This window comes from Labrys sp. WJW, from assembly GCF_001676615.1.
Taxonomy (GTDB): Bacteria; Pseudomonadota; Alphaproteobacteria; order Rhizobiales; family Labraceae; genus Labrys; species Labrys sedimenti.
Genome location: NZ_LYXZ01000013.1, coordinates 61061 through 77857, shown reverse-complemented (window position 1 = coordinate 77857; position 16797 = coordinate 61061). Strand labels below are relative to the sequence as shown.

Here is a 16797-nt window from a genome sequence, read left to right as displayed (position 1 = left end):
CGGACACCAGGGGCAAAGCCAACAACACACGAACGTCATCGCCGGCTTCGCAGCGTCCCTCACGCCGCCCTATCGAGAAGCTTCTTGGCTTTCGCCTCCATATCAAGGCGTGCGTCCTGATGCGGCTTGTCGCGAGCCACAGCGGTGATGCCGGCCACGAAATCGAAAATGCTTTCGGGCGGCCGGCCTTCCTCGGCCAGCACCGTTTCGATGATCTTGCCGGTTTCTGTTTTGGAGAAGCCGCGGCGGCGCAGGAACTCGCTGCGCTCGTCATCGGTTTTCGCCACGACGCGCTCGCGCGCCGCCTTGATGCCGTTGACGAACGGCGTGGGCGACGAATTGGCGAAGTTGAGCAGCGCAGGCGCGGCCTCATGGGCAAAGCGCGAAGCGGCATATTTGGAATGGCGAATAGTGATCTCCTCGAAATCCTCCACCCCCCACAGGTTCCGGTTCTGGCACACGGCCCTGAGATAGAAGCTTGCCATCCCAAGCGTCTTTGCCCCGACCTCTGAATTCCAGCAGTAGAATCCACGGAAGTAGAGATCTGGCGATCCATCCGGCAGCTTGCCGGCCTCGATGGGGTTGAGATCATCGACCAGGAAGAGGAAGACGTCACGATCGGAGGCATAGAGCGTGGTCGTGTCCTTGGTGATGTCGACACGCGGATTGTAGATGCCCGTCGACCAGTCGAGCACGCCCGGCACCTTCCAGCGCGTGTCGCCAGTCCCGTTGCCGGCAATTTGCTGCACGGCTTCGACCAGTTCATGATCATAGATCCGCCCATAGTCCGGGCCAGTGACGGCCCGCAGTTCGAGCCGGCCGTTGTCGGTTTCCAGCGTCTTGATCTGCTCGGCCCGGTGAGAGGCCAGACCATACTGCAGATTGATGCCGGCCAGCGCCGCTGGGAGCTGACGCAGATAGGCGGCCGGTGCTCCGACCTGGCTTGCGAGCTGGCCGAAGCTCCAATGGGTGGGTGCGACGGGCCTATCCACACCTGGCAGGATGAGAGACATCCGCTCGGGATCCTCCCGGCTTGCCTCAACGTGGATCAGCGCGCTCTCGATCACCCGCGTCCGGCTGCGCTCGGTCCTCTCTCGAACGGCAAGGCCGAGTTCCGATAGCGACAGATAGCGCTCGTCGCCAGGGCGCGAGAACCACTCGGAAGACACACGGCCGATCCGTTCACCGCGGCTGACATCGACCTTATATCCACCGCTTGCGTCGCGACGGCTATCAAGAACCTCAATGGTCATGGAACCAATCTCCATGACGGGCGCCGGAAACCTCTCTCCCGACCCTCAACCCGTCACGAAAATCCCATCCACTCTCTCACTCTAACGGGCGCTACGGCACCGCCTTATGCAGGGGGACACCGGCATCGACGAAAGGACGGACGAATGCTTTCCGATCGATAGTTAAATCGTCAGCTTCCCTCGCACGCCCGACTATCGAGGGCATTGTCATGTCTTTGCGGCCGATCCCGTCTCGTTGAAGCCATCCAGTTTTGCGCCGATCGAAGCCAGGCCGACCTGGATCGTCAATAAGGCTGAAATTCTTTGCCTTTCTGGCAGCCCGTTCAAGCCTTGCTGGATGGCTGCACGCCAGTTCGGGCCCCGATTCCAAGCCTCGGTGAAGGCTTCGGCAAGATCGTCCCCGCAGCGGGTTTCGCCGAGGGCCTCGATCAGCAGGCTCGCCTGCTGGATGTCTTTTTCACGCTTTGCAGCACTGCCGGCATCCGATTGCCGCCGTGAGGCGACAATCAATTTATGCACCGCATATCGCTGCGGCGACGGCACGACGACCGGGACGCCGGATCGGTGGAGCATGACGGTCCGCACCGGCTCCTTGATCAGGAAGTCGAGAAAGCGTAAGGGCTGGGCTGACGCACCTCCCAAAGCCGGCATCGGGCTGGCGTGATCGGCATCGTCATCAGATCCGCGGTTCGGTGTGAGGAATTCCACCCTGTAACGGGCGGCATTCTCGAATTGCGTCACACGCGCCGGATCCAGCCGGTGGGAAATTGCCCGAAAGCTGGGATCGATCGCCTTCAGAATATCGAGAACAGGGGGAAGGGTATCCTCGAGCGACGACGACACCGAATAGTGCTGGGCGAAGTCGGCATCGCCCGTCTGCAATGACGCACCGGGCAAGCGGACGCCGAGCAGGCCGGCATAGGTTTGAAAAGCAACCGTGCCGACGAGCAGTCCTCGTAGACGAAATATGCCGGCGTTGCCCATTGCCTCCACGATGTCACCGGTGAAGCGATCGGGTGCCGCCAGGCCGGCGTCCCGGGTCAAGGAGGAAACAAGCCTGCGGCGGGCGCGCAGATCACCTTTGATTTCCTGGAAGGCCTCGACCCTTCTGGCGATATCGGGATCGTTCGCGGGGCCTACATATTTGCGGGTTTTCCTTGGCTGCGTCTGTTCGAAATACCAATAGTCCCTGCCCTTGACCGGCACCCGCACAAAATTGCCGGCCGTTGAGAAATCGGTCTCAAACGATGCATCGAGGCTGCGCTGCACCAGTTCGGCGAACATGGTGCGGTAGGCAAGGTCAATGGTTTTCATATGCCCCGCCTATAAGAAATATCTTATTCTCTTATAGGCGGGGCATATTACACAGGCAAGGTCGTTATAAGAAATTAACAAAATTCTTATAACGACCTCAGAGTTCTTGGCCTCTGCCAAGCCATCAGCGTTATCCCTCTAATAGGCCGAAAGCCGGCTTGATCAAAGTCACCCAGAGATCAGGTACTACAGGTTGTCAGCCAGATGTGCAGACCCACGAAAAGCCAGAGCCATAATGGTCAACACGGGGTTGAATCCACCATTGGTCGGGTGCAAGGAGCCATCGCATATATAAAGATTGTCGTGCCCCCAAACGCGGCCATGGACATCCGTGACTGAGTGCAACGGATCGACGCCCATCCGTGCCGTGCCGGCCTGATGTTGTCCCCCGGAAAGCCGAGGCGGCGGAATCATGCCCCAGACCTTGATGGCTCCGGAGGCCTTCAGCCAAGCATCCGCCTTCTCCCGAACATAGGCCGCCGTCCGTCGGGTTTCCGGATGGGTGAGGCCGGAAAGCCGCGCTACGGGTAGTCCGCAACGATCGCGGTGCGCCCGAGCAAGAGTAACCCGGCAATCAGGCGTCGGAATTTCGTGGACAGGTCCGCGCAACTGAGTCACATGCCGATAGCCGTCGCGCATGAAATGCTTGGCACTCAAGCCGTAACGCGGCAAATCCGGCGGTAGGGCGGTCTTCCAAAATTCGACCGGTGTCATGACGAAGTCGTCTGCCAGCATGGCTCCGCCAACGATTCCTTCGTTACCGTGATTGTAGTCACAGCTGGCAATGGTGACGCCCGGCCCGTATGACGTCTCCACCACCTCTTCGAACAGACCGAAGCTGATGGGATAGGTGTGGCCCTGCAAATTGCGGCCGACCAGATCGCGACCATTGCCCAGGCCGTGTGGTTCACGATCACTGGCCGACAGCAGCAGAAGGCGAGCCGTCTCGATGGCACCGGCACTGACCACGACGCTGCGCGCCGCCACACGGCGCCTCCGCCAGTCTCCATCCTTCGCTTCGAGGACGTCGACGCCGGTGACGCACCCCCCTTTGTTGGTATTGATTTGCGCGACGACAGTATCTGTCAGGAGCTCGCATAGCCCGGTTGCCAGGGCCCGGGGAAGCGCGGTGTTGTGCGTGCCGTTCTTGGCGTCGCTCGGGCAAGGAAAGCCGACGCACGAGCCGCACTCCACACAGGCCCGCCGCCCGGAGCGGGGCACGGTGTTGATGAGAAGTGGCGGCGGAAAGGTGCCGATGCCGCGGGCTGCAGCCCCACGTCCCAGGACGCCTGTCGACGCGCTGGGAGAAACCGGCGGCATCGGATAACCTCGCGATCGCGCTCCCTCATGTCGGTTGGCACCGCCGAGACCGGCGACACCTATCTCCCATTCGGCCCGATCGTACCATGGCTCCAGCTCTTCATAACCGAACGGCCAGTCGACGAGAGAAGAGCCAGCAGGCACGCCGTAAAGAGTAGCCATGCGGAAATCGCCAGGATGAAAACGCCAGGCAAGGCCGCCATAAAGCAATGTGCCGCCGCCGACCACAGAGGCATTGGCGCTGTAGGCTTCCTCATGCGGGCGGACCAGGCGCTCCTCGCCATTGGCATCGACGTGGATGCGCGGATTGCCATCGACATAAGGACCGGCATTGAGGCCATAGCGCTGAACGCGGTGATTTCTCAGATGATCGCGGTGGCCACTGTCGGAATAGCTGCGTAACCTGCCCCGCTCGACCAGAAGCACGCGCTTGCCGGCTTCGGCCAGCACGCAGGCTGCGATGCAACCGCCTGCGCCGGCACCCACGATGACGGCATCGTAAGCGCTCATGCCCGTAACTTCCCAATCACCACTTCAGGGCTATCGGCGGGCGGACCGGCGGGCGGACCGGCGGGGCCTTCTGGCAAGCCGTGACGATAACCGATCATCTCCCAGGACCTGGCCGCGGGGTTTGCGCCGTTGCCTGGGTCCGCATAATAGCCCTCGGCCGCCAATTCGCAGAGGCAGCGAAACCAGGGCTTCATCGCAACTTCCACCAGAGCAGCATCCTGTTCGGCACTCGCGAGGCGGACAAAAGCTCGGCCATGGGCTGCCAGGCATTTTTCGCCCAGCGCCACAAGGCCTTCGGCGACAAGGCCGGCGGACGGTTCGCTTCCTGACCACCATAGAGCCAGGATAAAGCGATCGACGCCCGCCTCGCAGGCCGAGGGAAAATCGTCACCCGGGATGATGCGATCGAGCACCGCCTTCAGGCTCCCCAGATCCGCGAACTCACTTGCCGGAGCCACCGAGCAGCCCTCGCACGAAGGATTTCTGGAAGGCCAGATAGGCCAGCATCACCGGCAGGGTGGAAACGACGGTCGCCGCCATCAGCGGTCCATATTCCACCTGCGTGCCGCTGGTGAAACCGGCGATGGCGACTGTAACCGGGCGGGCATTGTCGCTACTCGTTAACGTGATGGCAAAGAGCAGATCGTTCCAGATTGCACGGCTTTGGATGATGGCGAGCGCCGCCAGGCCCGAGGTCGAGGCCGGCAGCAGCAGGCGCCAGAAATAACCGGTGACGGTGCAGCCATCGATCCGGGCTGCCTCGAACATCGATCGCGGCACCGAGGAGAAAAAGTTGCGCATGAAGAATGTGCAAAAGGGGACCGCGTAGGCGGTATGAACCAGCCACATGCCGGGAATGGTGTCGTAGAGGCCGATCGCATGGATCATCACGAAGAGCGGAATCTGGACGATCTGAAAAGGGACGAGCATGCCGGAGAGCAGCACGAAATAGACGATCTTGCCACCACGCCCCCGCGTCATCGCCAGTGGATAGCCGGCGATCGAACCGATGAGGATCGAGAGCACCACCGCAGGCGCCGTGATGAGTAGCGAGTTGAGGAAACTGCGCCCCATCTCGGAAAAGGCGACACCGTAGTTCTGCACGTGCAAAGACAAAGGCGGGGCCAGGACGCGGGTGATTTCTTCGGGTGATTTCAGCGAGGTCGACAGCGCCAGGACAAGAGGCGCCAGGAAGAGGGCTGCGAAGACCAGCACCACGACATAAGCGGCGATCCGGCGTTGCGGCAGAGCACTGGCCATCACTCGGCCTCGCTATCGGCCACGCGGCCTGACATGTAATAGATGTACGGCATGATGAACACGGCGGCGATGCCCAACAGATAGACGGAGATGGCGCTCGCCTGCCCCATCTGGAAGCGCCCGAAGGCAACGTCGTACATTTGCGTCGCCAGGACCTCGGAGGAATAAGCCGGCCCACCGCTGGTGGTGGCCCAGACCACATCGAACAGGCGCATGGCGTCGATGGCGAAGATACCGAGCACGATGATGGTGGAGGGCCACAGCAGCGGAAAGCTGACTTTCCAAAATACCTGCCAGGGCGTTGCACCCTCGATGCGTGCAGCCTCCAGAAATTCCTCAGGGATGTTGCGAAGACCAGCGAAGAAGACGAGAAAGGCAAAGCCCGTCGTCCACCACAGCACTGCGCCCATCAATGAATAGGTGACGATTTTGGGATCGCCCAACCAGTTCTGTGCCAGGTCACCAAGACCGATCAGTGCCATCATCGTGGTGAGCAGGCCGCTCGAGGGTTCGTAGACCCACCGCCAAATCGCCGCGACCGCCACCGCCGGGATGGTGAAAGGCAAGAAAAACAAGATCCTGAACCAGCGTTCACCCCGGATGCCCCGGTCAAGCAGGGCTGCCAACAGGAGACCCAGCCCCGTTGGACAGATCAACATGAAAGCGAGCCAGGACAGGTTGTTGGCAAGAGCGTGCAGGAAGCGAGGCTGGCTTGCCAGCGTCGCGTAGTTGCGCCAACCGACATAGCGCATCGTCGGAGCGATACCGTTCCAGTCGTGCAGGGAGATGTAGAGGGTCTGAGCGATCGGATAGATGAAGAAGAGCAGGAAGAGAGCGACGGGCAGCACCAGGAAGGCGCCGAAAGCGATTGTAGACCTCTGAAGGCCGAAGACGCGCGTGAAACTTGCCATACGGATCGCTGCCTACCGTGGGATTGGAGGGCGCGCCGGCGGGAGAGAACCGGGCGCGCCCTGGGCATTTTCCGGGAGAACCGGCCGGCCTTCTGGCAAATGCATCAGAACAAGCGCCAACTCACCATTTGACATAGGCGTTGTTGGCGATCGCCTCCTTACGCAAGCCCTCAAGGGCAGAGATCATGCCATCTTCATTGGCCTGGGATGGATCGATAGCGAAACGCTCGATCTGGTTGCCGAGCTCTGCGCCGACATCCGGCGGCAGCAGGAAGAACAGGTTCGGCAGCACCGCCTGACTCTTGGAGGCAAGGGCCAACTGCTCGGCGAATTTCGCGCTGGCATAACCGTAGATCTTCGGACTGACCTCGATATTGGGAGCTAAAGACCCCTTCGGCACAGCGAAGGCTGCCTGGCCGTCGACACTGGCTGCCGCCTTGATGAAACTCTCGGCCGTCTTGATATTGTCGGCCGGACCGTCCGGCACGGCGAAGGCATCCATCTGGAAGATGACCTTGTCCTCGGTGCCGGGTGCTGGGAACAGATCGAACGTTTTGCCAGCTTCCATGCCGGCCTTCTGCAGGTAGGCGGCTGCCCAGATGCCCATCATGAACATGCCGGCCTTGCCATTGGCCAAATCGTCGGAGGCCTGCGTCCAGGTCTTGCCGCTCCAGTTCTTGGCGTAGCAGCTCACCATGGTCTGGCGGTAGAGGTCGAGAGCCTTGCGAAACTCGGGGGACTCGAAGGCCAGTTCACCGCGTGCGATCTTATAGTAGCCCTCGACGCCCACGGTCGAAACCAGCGGCGCATAGAAGTTGTAGAGGCTCCAGAACGGTCCACCGGCATTGGCCATGGGCTCGACGCCACCCTTGCGCAGGCTGCCGCAGGCTGCAACGAATTCGTCCCAATTCTTCGGTGGATTGATCTTCAGCTTTTCGAAGACCGTCTTGTTATAGAATACTTCGTTGATGAGAGAAAAATCGAAGGGGATGCCATATGGTATGCCATCTATCTTTACGGCACGCTGCACACCTTCCGGGAATATTTTGTCTCCATTGATTTGTTTCCAGACATCCGTGAGCGGATGAAGCCTGCCGCCATCGACAAACGTCTTCAGTTCGGAGGCCATCGAGCTCTGATAGGCCGCTGGCGGCTTGCCACCCATCAGCGAGGTCTGCAACTGCCGGCGAAGCTCCACCACATTGCCGGGGATAACCCGGCTCGCGACCGAGGCCTGTGGATTGTGCTTGTTGGCATAGGCGATGAGTGCATCCATGCCGGCTTTTTCCGAGCCTGCGGCGTAGTAGTTCCAGATTTCCGGCTTGTCCTGAGCCTTTGCAACTGCGCACGAGGCGAGGACGGCGACGAGGGCGGTAGCCCATCTCAGGGTTCGCATGATCTTCTCCAGACGGTGGCTCTCTCTTCGCATCCGCAAACGTAAGGCCTTGGGTGCTATATTTTCTTTAGTGAAGAAAAACTGCGCTGAATCTCAAGCCCTGTCAACGCCCATCCCTACCAATGACAGACGTAATTTTCGTAAACTCAGTCAGATTGGTGGATTTTCAATCAAATAAGGCCTCGGGGCATTGACAGCGCCATACGCTTCCGCCAGAATTTTTCTTAAATATAGAAAAAGGTCGCCCTGCTGGTGAAGGTCTCCGATATAAGGCGCTATCACGCCAATGCCATCTTCCATCGCATCCGCGTCGAGCCCCAGACCTCGCAGCGCGATATCGTGCGCAAGACCGGCTTCGACAAGTCGACCGTTTCCTCCATCGTCAATCGCTTTGACGAGCTGGGCCTGATTTTGCGCTCGGCGCGGACGGCAGGAAACCGGCCAGGCCGCCCCACCGAAGGGCTTTCCATTTCGCCCGACGCCGGCCTGTTGGTGGGCGTACAGGTGGAGGCAGGGGAGATCGCCATCGTCGCTGCCGGGCTCGACGGTGCGCCGCTGGCACATCTGCGCCAATTCTTCGACGGAGCCGCCGGGAAACTGGAAGAACGTGTGGCCGAAGGCATTGAAGCGGTGATCGGGAACAATCTGCGGTCGATGCCGCTGCTGGGCGTTGGTGTCTCATTGCCGGGCCTTGTTCGCCATGACGGAAGTCTGGTTCATGCTCCCATTCTCGGCTGGCATGACATTCCGGTCTTGGAGCGCCTTCAGCGCACGGTCAGCGTACCGATCTATGTCGGCAACGACGGCAAGGCGGCCGCCATGGCTGAGCGCATGTTCGGCAGTTGCGTCGATATCGACGATTTCGTCTACATGTTCTCGGGCTCAGGTGTCGGCGGGGCACTGTTTCTTGGCGGCTCGATCTATCTTGGCGCCGAGGGACTTGCCGGCGAACTTGGTCACATCAAGGTCGTGCCGCATGGGCGGCTGTGTTCCTGCGGTGGTGCAGGATGCCTGTCGGCATATCTGTCGGAAAGCGCAATCGCCACGCATGCCAGCGTGGTAAGTGGCCGCCCTATCCATGCAATTGAAGAGATTCTGGCCCTCGCCCAAGAGGGCGATCCGGCGGTACTAGACGCTTTTTCCCTCGCCGGCGAGGTCCTTGGCACCGCCCTTTCCAATCTGGTCAATACTTTCAATCCTCCGGTCGTCGTGCTCGGCGGCGACATGGCCCGGGCCGAAGCTTATCTGCGCCCAAGCCTGGAACCTTCGCTCAAGCGCCAGGCCCATCCTTCGATCTATGCACGCAGTCAGGTGATCTTCTCGGAAATCTCCGCGGCCAAACCTTACCTCGGCGGTATTGCCCTCGCCTTGGATGGCGTGACCGGCCTCGAATCCTCCAGTGTTCTTCCCTGAGCGCACCTTCACCAAGGAATCCGTCCATGCGTATTGCAATCGCCGGTCTGTCGATCGAGATCATGCTGGCCTCGCCGCAGCCCACTGACTGGGATGCATTGCAGCATTATTCCGCCCGCGATATCGCCGAGGGTGACGTGTGGATGATCCGCGGCATGCTCGATCGCCTGAGGGCGGATTCGGACGTCGAGGCCGTGCCCCTCTATTGGGTTACCGCCCTGCCCGGCGGCGCGATGACGGCTGATGCCTATGGCAAGGTCAAGGACAAGACCTTGCGCCTGCTTCAGGAGCAAGGTCCCTTCGACGGCGTGCTGGTGGCCAACCACGGTGCGCTGGAAGTAGCCGATCTCGGCCGCGATGCGGATACCGACTTTGTTGGTGCGATCCGCGCCGCCGTGGGTCCGGACATGCCGATCGGCGTCTCGCTCGACCTGCACGGGGACATGACGCCGGATCTGTTGCGCGCCGCCACGGTCTTCAGCGTACTGCGCACGGTCCCTCATCGCGATGACCGGCAAACAGGCTATCGCGCCGCGGACCAGCTCCTGCGGGTGATCCGGCAGGGCCTGAAGCCACGCAAGGCAGCCGTCAGCATTCCCATCCTGGTCCCTGGAGAAACCGCCGTCACCGGCATGCCACCGGCCGACCGGCTCTATGGCGATCTTGCGGCGCTGGACGGGCGCGACGGCCTCATGGAGAGCAACATCCTGGTGGGGTTCGCCTGGAACGATCGTCCCTGGACTGCGGTAACGGCATTCGCGGTCAGCGAAGGCGATCCGGATGTGGCGAAGCGCGAGGCCATCGCCCTCGCAGAGCGTATCTGGGCGCAGCGCCACGAGTTCAAGCTGCGCATGGAAACGGCAGAGGTCGCGGAGGGCTTGCGGCTCGCCGTCACCTGTCCCGAGAAGCCTGTCTATGTCTCCGATTCCGGCGACAACACCACCGCAGGTGCGGCCGGTGATCTCACGCTCGTCCTACAGGCGGCGCTACGCGATACAGCCATGGGCGATGTCGTCATCGCCGGCATCACCGCACCTTTGACGGTTGAAAAGCTGGTGGCGGCGGGGGTCGGCGCCGAAGTGGAGATCGAACTTGGTGCCGAACATATCTCCCGACCAAAGACCTCGACGCGGGTCCGCGCCAGGGTGGAAGCCTGTGGCGACGCGCTGGTGCTACCCGGCTTCCAACCTTATCGCTCGGTCGAAAGCGCCTGGGCGCATGTCAGCATTGGAGCGGTACGGGCCACGTTTCACGCGCGCTCGATCGGCATCACCACGCCGCATCACTTCAGCGCGATGGGCATCGATCCGACCGCGCACAAAGCTTATGTGGTCAAGCTGGGCTATCTCCATCCTCAGCTTGAGGATATCCGCGCAAGGCATGTTCTCCTCCTCAGTGACGGCACCTCTCAGCTCGACATGACCCGCCTGCAATGGGAGACGCTGAACCGGCCGGCCATTCCGCTCGACGAGGATTTCGATTGGCAGGCAGCCAGCGCCCTCTACACCGCTTGAAACCTCCGATGATTGTTCGATCCATGGGAGACGCAGACCTTGGCTGAGGTGTCGTTGCAAAAGGTGGTGAAGGTCTATGACGGCCTTCAAACGGTACACGGGATCGATCTCGACATTGCCGAAGGCGAACTGGTGGTGCTGGTCGGTCCATCGGGTTGTGGCAAGTCGACGACGCTTCGCATGGTGGCCGGCCTCGAACAGATCACGACCGGAGAAATCCGCATCGGCGGCGTGCGAGTCAATGAGTTGGAGCCAGGCGAACGCGATGTTGCCATGGTCTTCCAGAATTACGCGCTCTACCCCCATCTCAGTGTCGCCGACAACATCGCCTTCGGTCTCAAGCTGCGGAAAACGCCACGAGAAGAGATCCGCCGCCGGGTGGGCGAGACGGCGGAGATCCTCGAGATCACTGCTCTGCTCGACCGCAAGCCACGGCAATTGTCGGGTGGGCAGCGCCAACGCGTGGCGATGGGAAGGGCCCTCATCCGCAACCCCAAGGTGTTCCTGTTCGACGAGCCGCTCTCCAATCTCGATGCCAAGCTGCGCGTGCAGATGCGGGCGGAGATCAAGCAACTGCATGCCCGGGTGCCGACCACGACGATCTACGTCACGCACGACCAGGTCGAGGCAATGACTTTGGCCGACCGCGTGGTGGTGATGAACAAGGGACGCATCGAACAGGTCGCTCCACCGCAGGACCTCTATCTCAGGCCGGCCACCGTCTTCGTCGCCGGCTTCATCGGGTCGCCGGGCATGAATTTCATTCCTGCCCAGATCGTATCCGGGAATGGTTATCTGGCCCTGCGTCTGGGCGACAGCGGCGTGCTGGCGCTACCGCCGGAAAAGGCCGAGCGCTTCAGCGCGCATTCGGGCAAGAAGCTCCTTGCCGGCATTCGTCCGGAGCATTTCAGTCTGTCGGCACCGGGCTCGAATGGCCTTTTGATGCAGGCTGGGGTCATCGAGCCGCTCGGCATGGAGACACTGGTACATGGGGCGATCGCCCGAACACAGGTCGTCGCCCGCCTCGCGCCGAGTTCGCGCCTTATTGCGGGAGCGCCCCTCACGCTCGATGTCACGCTAGACAATTTGTGTCTTGCCGACGCCGACACGGGCGCTCTCATCCATTGATGGGCACCTCGCCCTTTCGATCAGGAGTGGAGTTTCAAGATGCAAAACCATGAGGGCCTTCGCCGAATGCGGGTGGAGATGAATCGGCAAGGCAGCGATGCCCTGGCGACCCTTGATGGCAATGGCGAGGCAGTTGCCGCCGCCACTGCCAGCGCACGCAGGACCGGCAGCCTCATCCTTTGCGCGATGGGCGGTTCCCATCACGTCAACGCCATCGTGGCGCCGCTCTACCGCCGGCTTGGACTCGACTGCCGCGCCGTGACGGCCTCCGAGCTTCTGTCAGCACCTGTCCCGCGGGGAGAACACACTCTGTTCATCGCGTCCCAATCCGGGCGTTCAGGTGAAATCGTCCAGCTCCTGGACACACCGGCCGTAAATGGCGATACGTTCGCCCTGACATTGGACGGCCACAGTCCGCTTGCCAACGCCTGTAAGGGCGCGCTTATCGCCCATGGCGGTCCCGAACAGGCCTTTGCCGCGACGCGCTCCATCACCCTCACACTCGCCATGCATGGTGCCGTCCTCGATGCACTCGGATTGCCCAGCGCAGCCCTACGCACCGTGTTCGAGGCAGCGGGTGAGCCGGATGTCGCTCCCTTGGACGAAGCTCTTGCGCCCTGCGAAGCGGTGATTTTTTCCGGTTATGGCGCCATGGCGGGCGTGGCCGGCAGCGCAGCCCTCTCCATGATGGAGCTCGCGCGGGTGGTAACGATCGGCTTCGAGGGCGGCCAGTTCCGTCATGGGCCGTTCGAGGTGCTGCGGCCTTCCCTCGGCATTGTGCTGTTGCGCGATGCCTCGCCGGACGGCGCCCTCGTTTTCTCCCTGGCAGAGTCGACGCTCGACGCAGGCTGCCCGACGATCGTCGTCGACACAAGTGGGCAAGCTCCGATCACTGGAGCGACCACGCTTTCTTTGCCAGCGAATTCCGGCCTTGCGGCGGCTGCCTCGATGCTGCTTTCACTGCAGGCGCTCAATATCGCCGTGGCCCTGCGCCGTGTAACGGGCGATGTCGGCACGCCACTGCGCACCAGCAAGGTCACGATCTGAACGGAGGTCGCCCATGGCGGAAGCCGCTAGCTATATTGGCGTCGATCTCGGCGGAACGCATGTGCGTGTCGCCTGTGTCGATATGGCAGGGCGCATCCGTGCAGCGGAGCGCCAGCAGACATCAAAGGAGGGGCCGGCCGCCGTCATCCGCCAGATCTGCGAAGGGATCGCGCGACTGCGCGACCCCGATACGCACGGCGTCGGCATCGGTGTCCCTGGCGCCGTCGACGCCATGGCGGGTCGCGTGCTCAACATTCCCGCTCTCGCCAGCTGGACGGATATTCCGCTTGCGGAAGAAATATCGCGCGCATCCGGTCTGTCCTGTTTTCTAGAGAACGACGCCAAGGCCGCAGCGCGTGGGGAATGGCGCGCCGGTGCGGGTCGTGACTGCACCAATCTTGCCTATGTCACCGTTGGCACTGGCATTGGCGGCGGTATTATCGTCGACGGCCGTTTGGTGCGAGGGGTCGGCGGCTTGGCGGGCGAGGTCGGCCATACGCATGTCACCGATAGCTCGGAGCGATGTGCCTGCGGCCGGTATGGCTGTTGGCAGGCTGTGGCTTCCGGTCCAGCCCTTGCCAGCCGGGCGCGGGCCAAACTGGCTGCTGAACCTGCCGGCCGCATTGCCGCGCTGGCCGACGGACGAGAGATTTCGGCCTTCCACGTGGCGCAAGCCGCTCGTGGCGGCGACCGGCTGGCACTCGAGTTGCTGGCTGAATTTGCGCGCTTCCTTGGCATGGGTTTTGCGAATATTCAGCACTGCTATTCGCCGAGCCGCATCATCATGGGTGGCGGCATGGTTGCTTTGTTCGATCTGCTCGAAACCGAAATGGCCAGCGCTTTACGCGCCGGCCTCCTGCCAGGCTTCCCACCTGCCGCAATCGTGCCCGCGGCGCTCGGAGACGATGCAGGGCTTATAGGGGCTGCGATGGTTGCGTATGAAAGCGTCCAATAGCGGCCTGGTCCCGCAGAAGCTCGTTGTGCCACTCACTTCAATGGCGTCATCGCCTCTGGCCAGATATCAGTCTCGCATACAAAAGGAGCAGGAAAGCTCGGCCACTTCCCACTGAAACTCTATCCAGGCCTTCACCCGGCTTGCGCACTGCAGGCGTCTCACAGTTCCAGCAGGTACTCGTTGTCGGCCACGGATAATTGCAAGCAGCTACGAGCTCCGTCTAAAGACGATCACAAGTCCGAGATCTTCCGATGTGACCTGTCGCTCACGTCTCCGCCGGTCTCCTGCATGAGCAACTCGGCGGTAAACAGGTCGAATTGCGCTCCTCCGATATTCTTGTAAATCGTGATCTCATCTTCGAAGGTGCGCCCTGATCGAATCCCAGTGCATAGTTCCGATGCATCGGCTCGAATATCTTCCCACCTAAACCGTCCAGCCTCAAAGGCCTGTACGAGGTCACCAGCATTGGTGATACCGCTACGGCTGTTTACGAAAACGCTACCGCGCGCGATTGCATCCGTGTCGCATTCACACATTTCGGGCAAATAGGAGCCGACAAGGTCGAGATGCGTTCCAGGCTTCAACAGGGCGCCCTTGACCAAAGGCTGTGTCGACATCGTCACGCATGAGATGATATCGGCCTGCGGCACAGCTTCATCGAGATCTCGCATCGCCTCTGCCGTGACTCCTTCCTTGTCGCGCAACCGCGCTGCAAGTGACTGAGCCCTCTCGAACGTTCGGTTCCATACCAGAACCTTGTTGATGGACGGACGGGCAGCGCGATGGGCAGCCGCCACGTGAGGACCAAGACCGCCGGCGCCCACCACCAGCAGAATGCGCGCATCTTCCCGTGCCAGCAACCGCGAGCCGAGACCGGAATCGGCGGCTGTCTTACGAAAGGTCATCGCTTCGCCGTCTGCAACGAGCTGAGGAGCGCCTGTTTGCCCGCAGAATACACACACCAGCCCCTGTACACTCGCCTGTGGCGGCTGCAACTGCAGATTTCCAGGAAACACTCCGACCATTTTGACAGCGATCAATTCACCGGCTTGCCAACCGACCAATGTCACGAACTTGTTCGGTCCGCCGTCAGGTTCGTTGGTCAGAACCACTTCCGAGATCGGTATTTCGCCGGTCAGCTTTTTCTCTAACCACGGGATCAACCGTTGGTAGGGCAAGAGCCGATGGACGAGATCTGCATCGACATACCGCATGACCTCACTCCTCAAACCGTCCGCAGAATGTCCGCCACGGACCGCTCGGCATCCGCCTGAACGCCATAGAAGTAAGCCGTCTCCTGGCGGTAATGATCGAGCTCCGCCAGTCGGTTTTTCTCGTCCCAGCCCAGCAAGGGCGCGGCAATATGTGAAGTCTCCTCGGCAAGATCGAGCCCCAATGCCCGTTCCCAGCCCACCGACAAGCGCCTGCGCAAAATGCCTGCGAGTGTGGTTGCCTGCTCCTCTTCGATCGCCCAGCATACTGCTTCATGCGACCACCTAGCTTCGTCCGGCTGCCTCGGCACGCCATAATCGATTGGCGTCGGCTGACCGGCCGGAGAGATATGACGGGCAATCGCGCGGGTAATACGGCGTCCGGCATCGCGATGCGTCATCAGAAGGCCACCGGTGAAGACGACGAAATTCGGCAAGACCGGCGAAAGGTCATGCTCTCTGACCTCCATCGAGCCGAGTGGGTCGTTCCCATCTGCCGTGCGCGGCCGGACCCCTGCCCAGGAATAGAGCACATCCTCTCGGGCCAGCTTCATATTGGGGAACAGCATGTTGATTTCGCGCAGGATCGCGTCGATGTCCCCTTCGGTAGCCCGGAAATTCTTGCGTTCGCCGTCTGCGGGGCTGTCCCACGGCCCGATATAATGAAGGTCGTTCCAGGGAATGAAATAGAACGCCATGCCGGTGCTGGTGACGGTATCGAAGCCGATGCCTCTGAGATGATCGGGCAGCTTCACGACGATATTGGTGCCCTTGGCCCCGACGTTGAGGTCCGCTCCACCGACGCCAGCCATGCGCGTGATCTCATCGACCCAGACACCGGCAGTGTTGGCAATGGCACGGGCGCGCACTTCACCGGTTTCTCCCGTGCGCGTATGAACGCCGATACGCCAAAAGTCAGCCTCGCGCCGTAAGTTGGTGACGCCGGTATAGTTGCAGGCCGTCAGGCCAGCCCGACGCGCCTTCACTATGGTGTCGTTGACGATGCGCTCGGGCCAGCGGAACTGATATTCGGTGAAGCTGATGGCCCCTCGGATGCGTTCCAGGCCGGCAAGCCCACGAAACACGGGCAATTGCCGGGCCTCTGCGGCGGTGTAAAATCGCGTGTCGAGCGGCACTCCGCCCGAGAAAGCCGACAGGATGCGGAAAGCGAGACGGGCTTTTCCCGTCGAGACGGCATTCTCGTCGGTCAAAGGCACATAGAAGGGCACGGCGCGGACACGCTCGGGGCAGGAACGCACGAATTCGGCCCGCCCCCGCATCGCCCGGCAGGCCAATTCCAGACACTTCAGTCCAAATTCCGGCTTTAGCAAGAAGGCAGCAATGGAATTGGCAGCCGGAGAGAAATAGCTCAGCCCGCAATGCTGGAGACGCGACGTTCGGCTGGAGGTGCCACCACCATAGTCGTCGCGTTCAAAAAGAATGGTTTTATAGCCAGCGGCCACCAAGTGCTGAGCGGCGGAGGCACCGATGATGCCGGCGCCGATCACGGCGACATCATACACGATATCATTGCTGGGAAGCGGCATGCCCATGCTCCGAATGGG

Annotated in this window: 14 protein-coding genes; 5 read left to right on the top strand and 9 right to left on the bottom strand. The window is 61.3% G+C overall.

All coding sequences use genetic code 11. From position 1 onward, the window contains the following. Window positions 1–59: 59 nt before the first annotated feature. From BA190_RS08060 to BA190_RS08030, 7 genes are all read right to left on the bottom strand, one after another. On the bottom strand, window positions 60–1253 hold the full coding sequence (locus BA190_RS08060) for a DUF932 domain-containing protein (protein ID WP_068285300.1): 1194 nt from the start codon (window positions 1251–1253) through the stop codon (window positions 60–62). Between the two features lie 207 nt (window positions 1254–1460). Next, the gene (locus BA190_RS08055) at window positions 1461–2567 is read right to left on the bottom strand and encodes a GSU2403 family nucleotidyltransferase fold protein (protein WP_068285017.1); all 1107 of its coding nucleotides are present in this window, start codon (window positions 2565–2567) and stop codon (window positions 1461–1463) included. Window positions 2568–2753: 186 nt separating this feature from the next. Further along, window positions 2754–4397: a GMC oxidoreductase gene (locus BA190_RS08050; RefSeq protein ID WP_068285015.1), complete on the bottom strand. Its 1644-nt coding sequence runs from the start codon at window positions 4395–4397 to the stop codon at window positions 2754–2756. After that, the gene (locus BA190_RS08045; protein ID WP_162275066.1) at window positions 4394–4810 is read right to left on the bottom strand and encodes a gluconate 2-dehydrogenase subunit 3 family protein; all 417 of its coding nucleotides are present in this window, start codon (window positions 4808–4810) and stop codon (window positions 4394–4396) included. The genes BA190_RS08050 and BA190_RS08045 overlap by 4 nt, the downstream gene beginning before the upstream one ends. A gap of 28 nt (window positions 4811–4838) precedes the next feature. Continuing rightward, on the bottom strand, window positions 4839–5657 hold the full coding sequence (locus BA190_RS08040) for a carbohydrate ABC transporter permease (RefSeq protein WP_068285013.1): 819 nt from the start codon (window positions 5655–5657) through the stop codon (window positions 4839–4841). Then, window positions 5657–6568: a carbohydrate ABC transporter permease gene (locus tag BA190_RS08035; protein WP_068285012.1), complete on the bottom strand. Its 912-nt coding sequence runs from the start codon at window positions 6566–6568 to the stop codon at window positions 5657–5659. The genes BA190_RS08040 and BA190_RS08035 overlap by 1 nt, the downstream gene beginning before the upstream one ends. A gap of 121 nt (window positions 6569–6689) precedes the next feature. Next, the gene (locus tag BA190_RS08030) at window positions 6690–7964 is read right to left on the bottom strand and encodes an ABC transporter substrate-binding protein (RefSeq protein ID WP_068285011.1); all 1275 of its coding nucleotides are present in this window, start codon (window positions 7962–7964) and stop codon (window positions 6690–6692) included. 252 nt (window positions 7965–8216) lie between these two features. Here BA190_RS08030 and BA190_RS08025 point away from each other — a divergent pair, with 252 nt between their 5' ends. The 5 genes from BA190_RS08025 to BA190_RS08005 are packed head-to-tail and all read left to right on the top strand — an operon-like array spanning window position 8217 to window position 14021. Further along, the gene (locus tag BA190_RS08025) at window positions 8217–9377 is read left to right on the top strand and encodes an ROK family transcriptional regulator (protein ID WP_082979560.1); all 1161 of its coding nucleotides are present in this window, start codon (window positions 8217–8219) and stop codon (window positions 9375–9377) included. A gap of 26 nt (window positions 9378–9403) precedes the next feature. Then, window positions 9404–10891 (top strand): M81 family metallopeptidase, encoded by a 1488-nt coding sequence (locus BA190_RS08020; RefSeq protein WP_068285009.1) that lies wholly within the window; start codon window positions 9404–9406, stop codon window positions 10889–10891. Window positions 10892–10930: 39 nt separating this feature from the next. After that, window positions 10931–12019: an ABC transporter ATP-binding protein gene (locus BA190_RS08015; protein ID WP_068285299.1), complete on the top strand. Its 1089-nt coding sequence runs from the start codon at window positions 10931–10933 to the stop codon at window positions 12017–12019. Window positions 12020–12058: 39 nt separating this feature from the next. After that, window positions 12059–13066: an SIS domain-containing protein gene (locus BA190_RS08010; RefSeq protein WP_068285008.1), complete on the top strand. Its 1008-nt coding sequence runs from the start codon at window positions 12059–12061 to the stop codon at window positions 13064–13066. 13 nt (window positions 13067–13079) lie between these two features. Then, complete coding sequence (locus BA190_RS08005) at window positions 13080–14021, top strand: ROK family protein (protein WP_068285006.1); 942 nt, start codon at window positions 13080–13082, stop codon at window positions 14019–14021. Between the two features lie 230 nt (window positions 14022–14251). On the opposite strand, the gene BA190_RS08000 is transcribed toward BA190_RS08005, so the two are convergent. Together BA190_RS08000 and BA190_RS07995 are read right to left on the bottom strand one after the other, a co-directional pair. Then, window positions 14252–15235, bottom strand: a complete 984-nt coding sequence (locus BA190_RS08000) for an ornithine cyclodeaminase (RefSeq protein WP_068285005.1) — start codon at window positions 15233–15235, stop codon at window positions 14252–14254. An 11-nt stretch (window positions 15236–15246) separates the two neighbouring features. Then, on the bottom strand, window positions 15247–16779 hold the full coding sequence (locus BA190_RS07995) for an FAD-dependent oxidoreductase (RefSeq protein ID WP_068285004.1): 1533 nt from the start codon (window positions 16777–16779) through the stop codon (window positions 15247–15249). Window positions 16780–16797: the final 18 nt, after the last annotated feature.

Coding starts and splice junctions, on each gene's coding strand:
- BA190_RS08050 (WP_068285015.1), bottom strand. CDS start 4,397: ATGAGCGCTTACGATGCCGTCATCGTGGGTGCCGGCGCAGGCGGTTGC.
- BA190_RS08010 (WP_068285008.1), top strand. CDS start 12,059: ATGCAAAACCATGAGGGCCTTCGCCGAATGCGGGTGGAGATGAATCGG.
- BA190_RS08000 (WP_068285005.1), bottom strand. CDS start 15,235: ATGCGGTATGTCGATGCAGATCTCGTCCATCGGCTCTTGCCCTACCAA.
- BA190_RS07995 (WP_068285004.1), bottom strand. CDS start 16,779: ATGCCGCTTCCCAGCAATGATATCGTGTATGATGTCGCCGTGATCGGC.
- BA190_RS08005 (WP_068285006.1), top strand. CDS start 13,080: ATGGCGGAAGCCGCTAGCTATATTGGCGTCGATCTCGGCGGAACGCAT.
- BA190_RS08030 (WP_068285011.1), bottom strand. CDS start 7,964: ATGCGAACCCTGAGATGGGCTACCGCCCTCGTCGCCGTCCTCGCCTCG.
- BA190_RS08020 (WP_068285009.1), top strand. CDS start 9,404: ATGCGTATTGCAATCGCCGGTCTGTCGATCGAGATCATGCTGGCCTCG.
- BA190_RS08055 (WP_068285017.1), bottom strand. CDS start 2,567: ATGAAAACCATTGACCTTGCCTACCGCACCATGTTCGCCGAACTGGTG.
- BA190_RS08040 (WP_068285013.1), bottom strand. CDS start 5,657: ATGGCCAGTGCTCTGCCGCAACGCCGGATCGCCGCTTATGTCGTGGTG.
- BA190_RS08060 (WP_068285300.1), bottom strand. CDS start 1,253: ATGACCATTGAGGTTCTTGATAGCCGTCGCGACGCAAGCGGTGGATAT.
- BA190_RS08035 (WP_068285012.1), bottom strand. CDS start 6,568: ATGGCAAGTTTCACGCGCGTCTTCGGCCTTCAGAGGTCTACAATCGCT.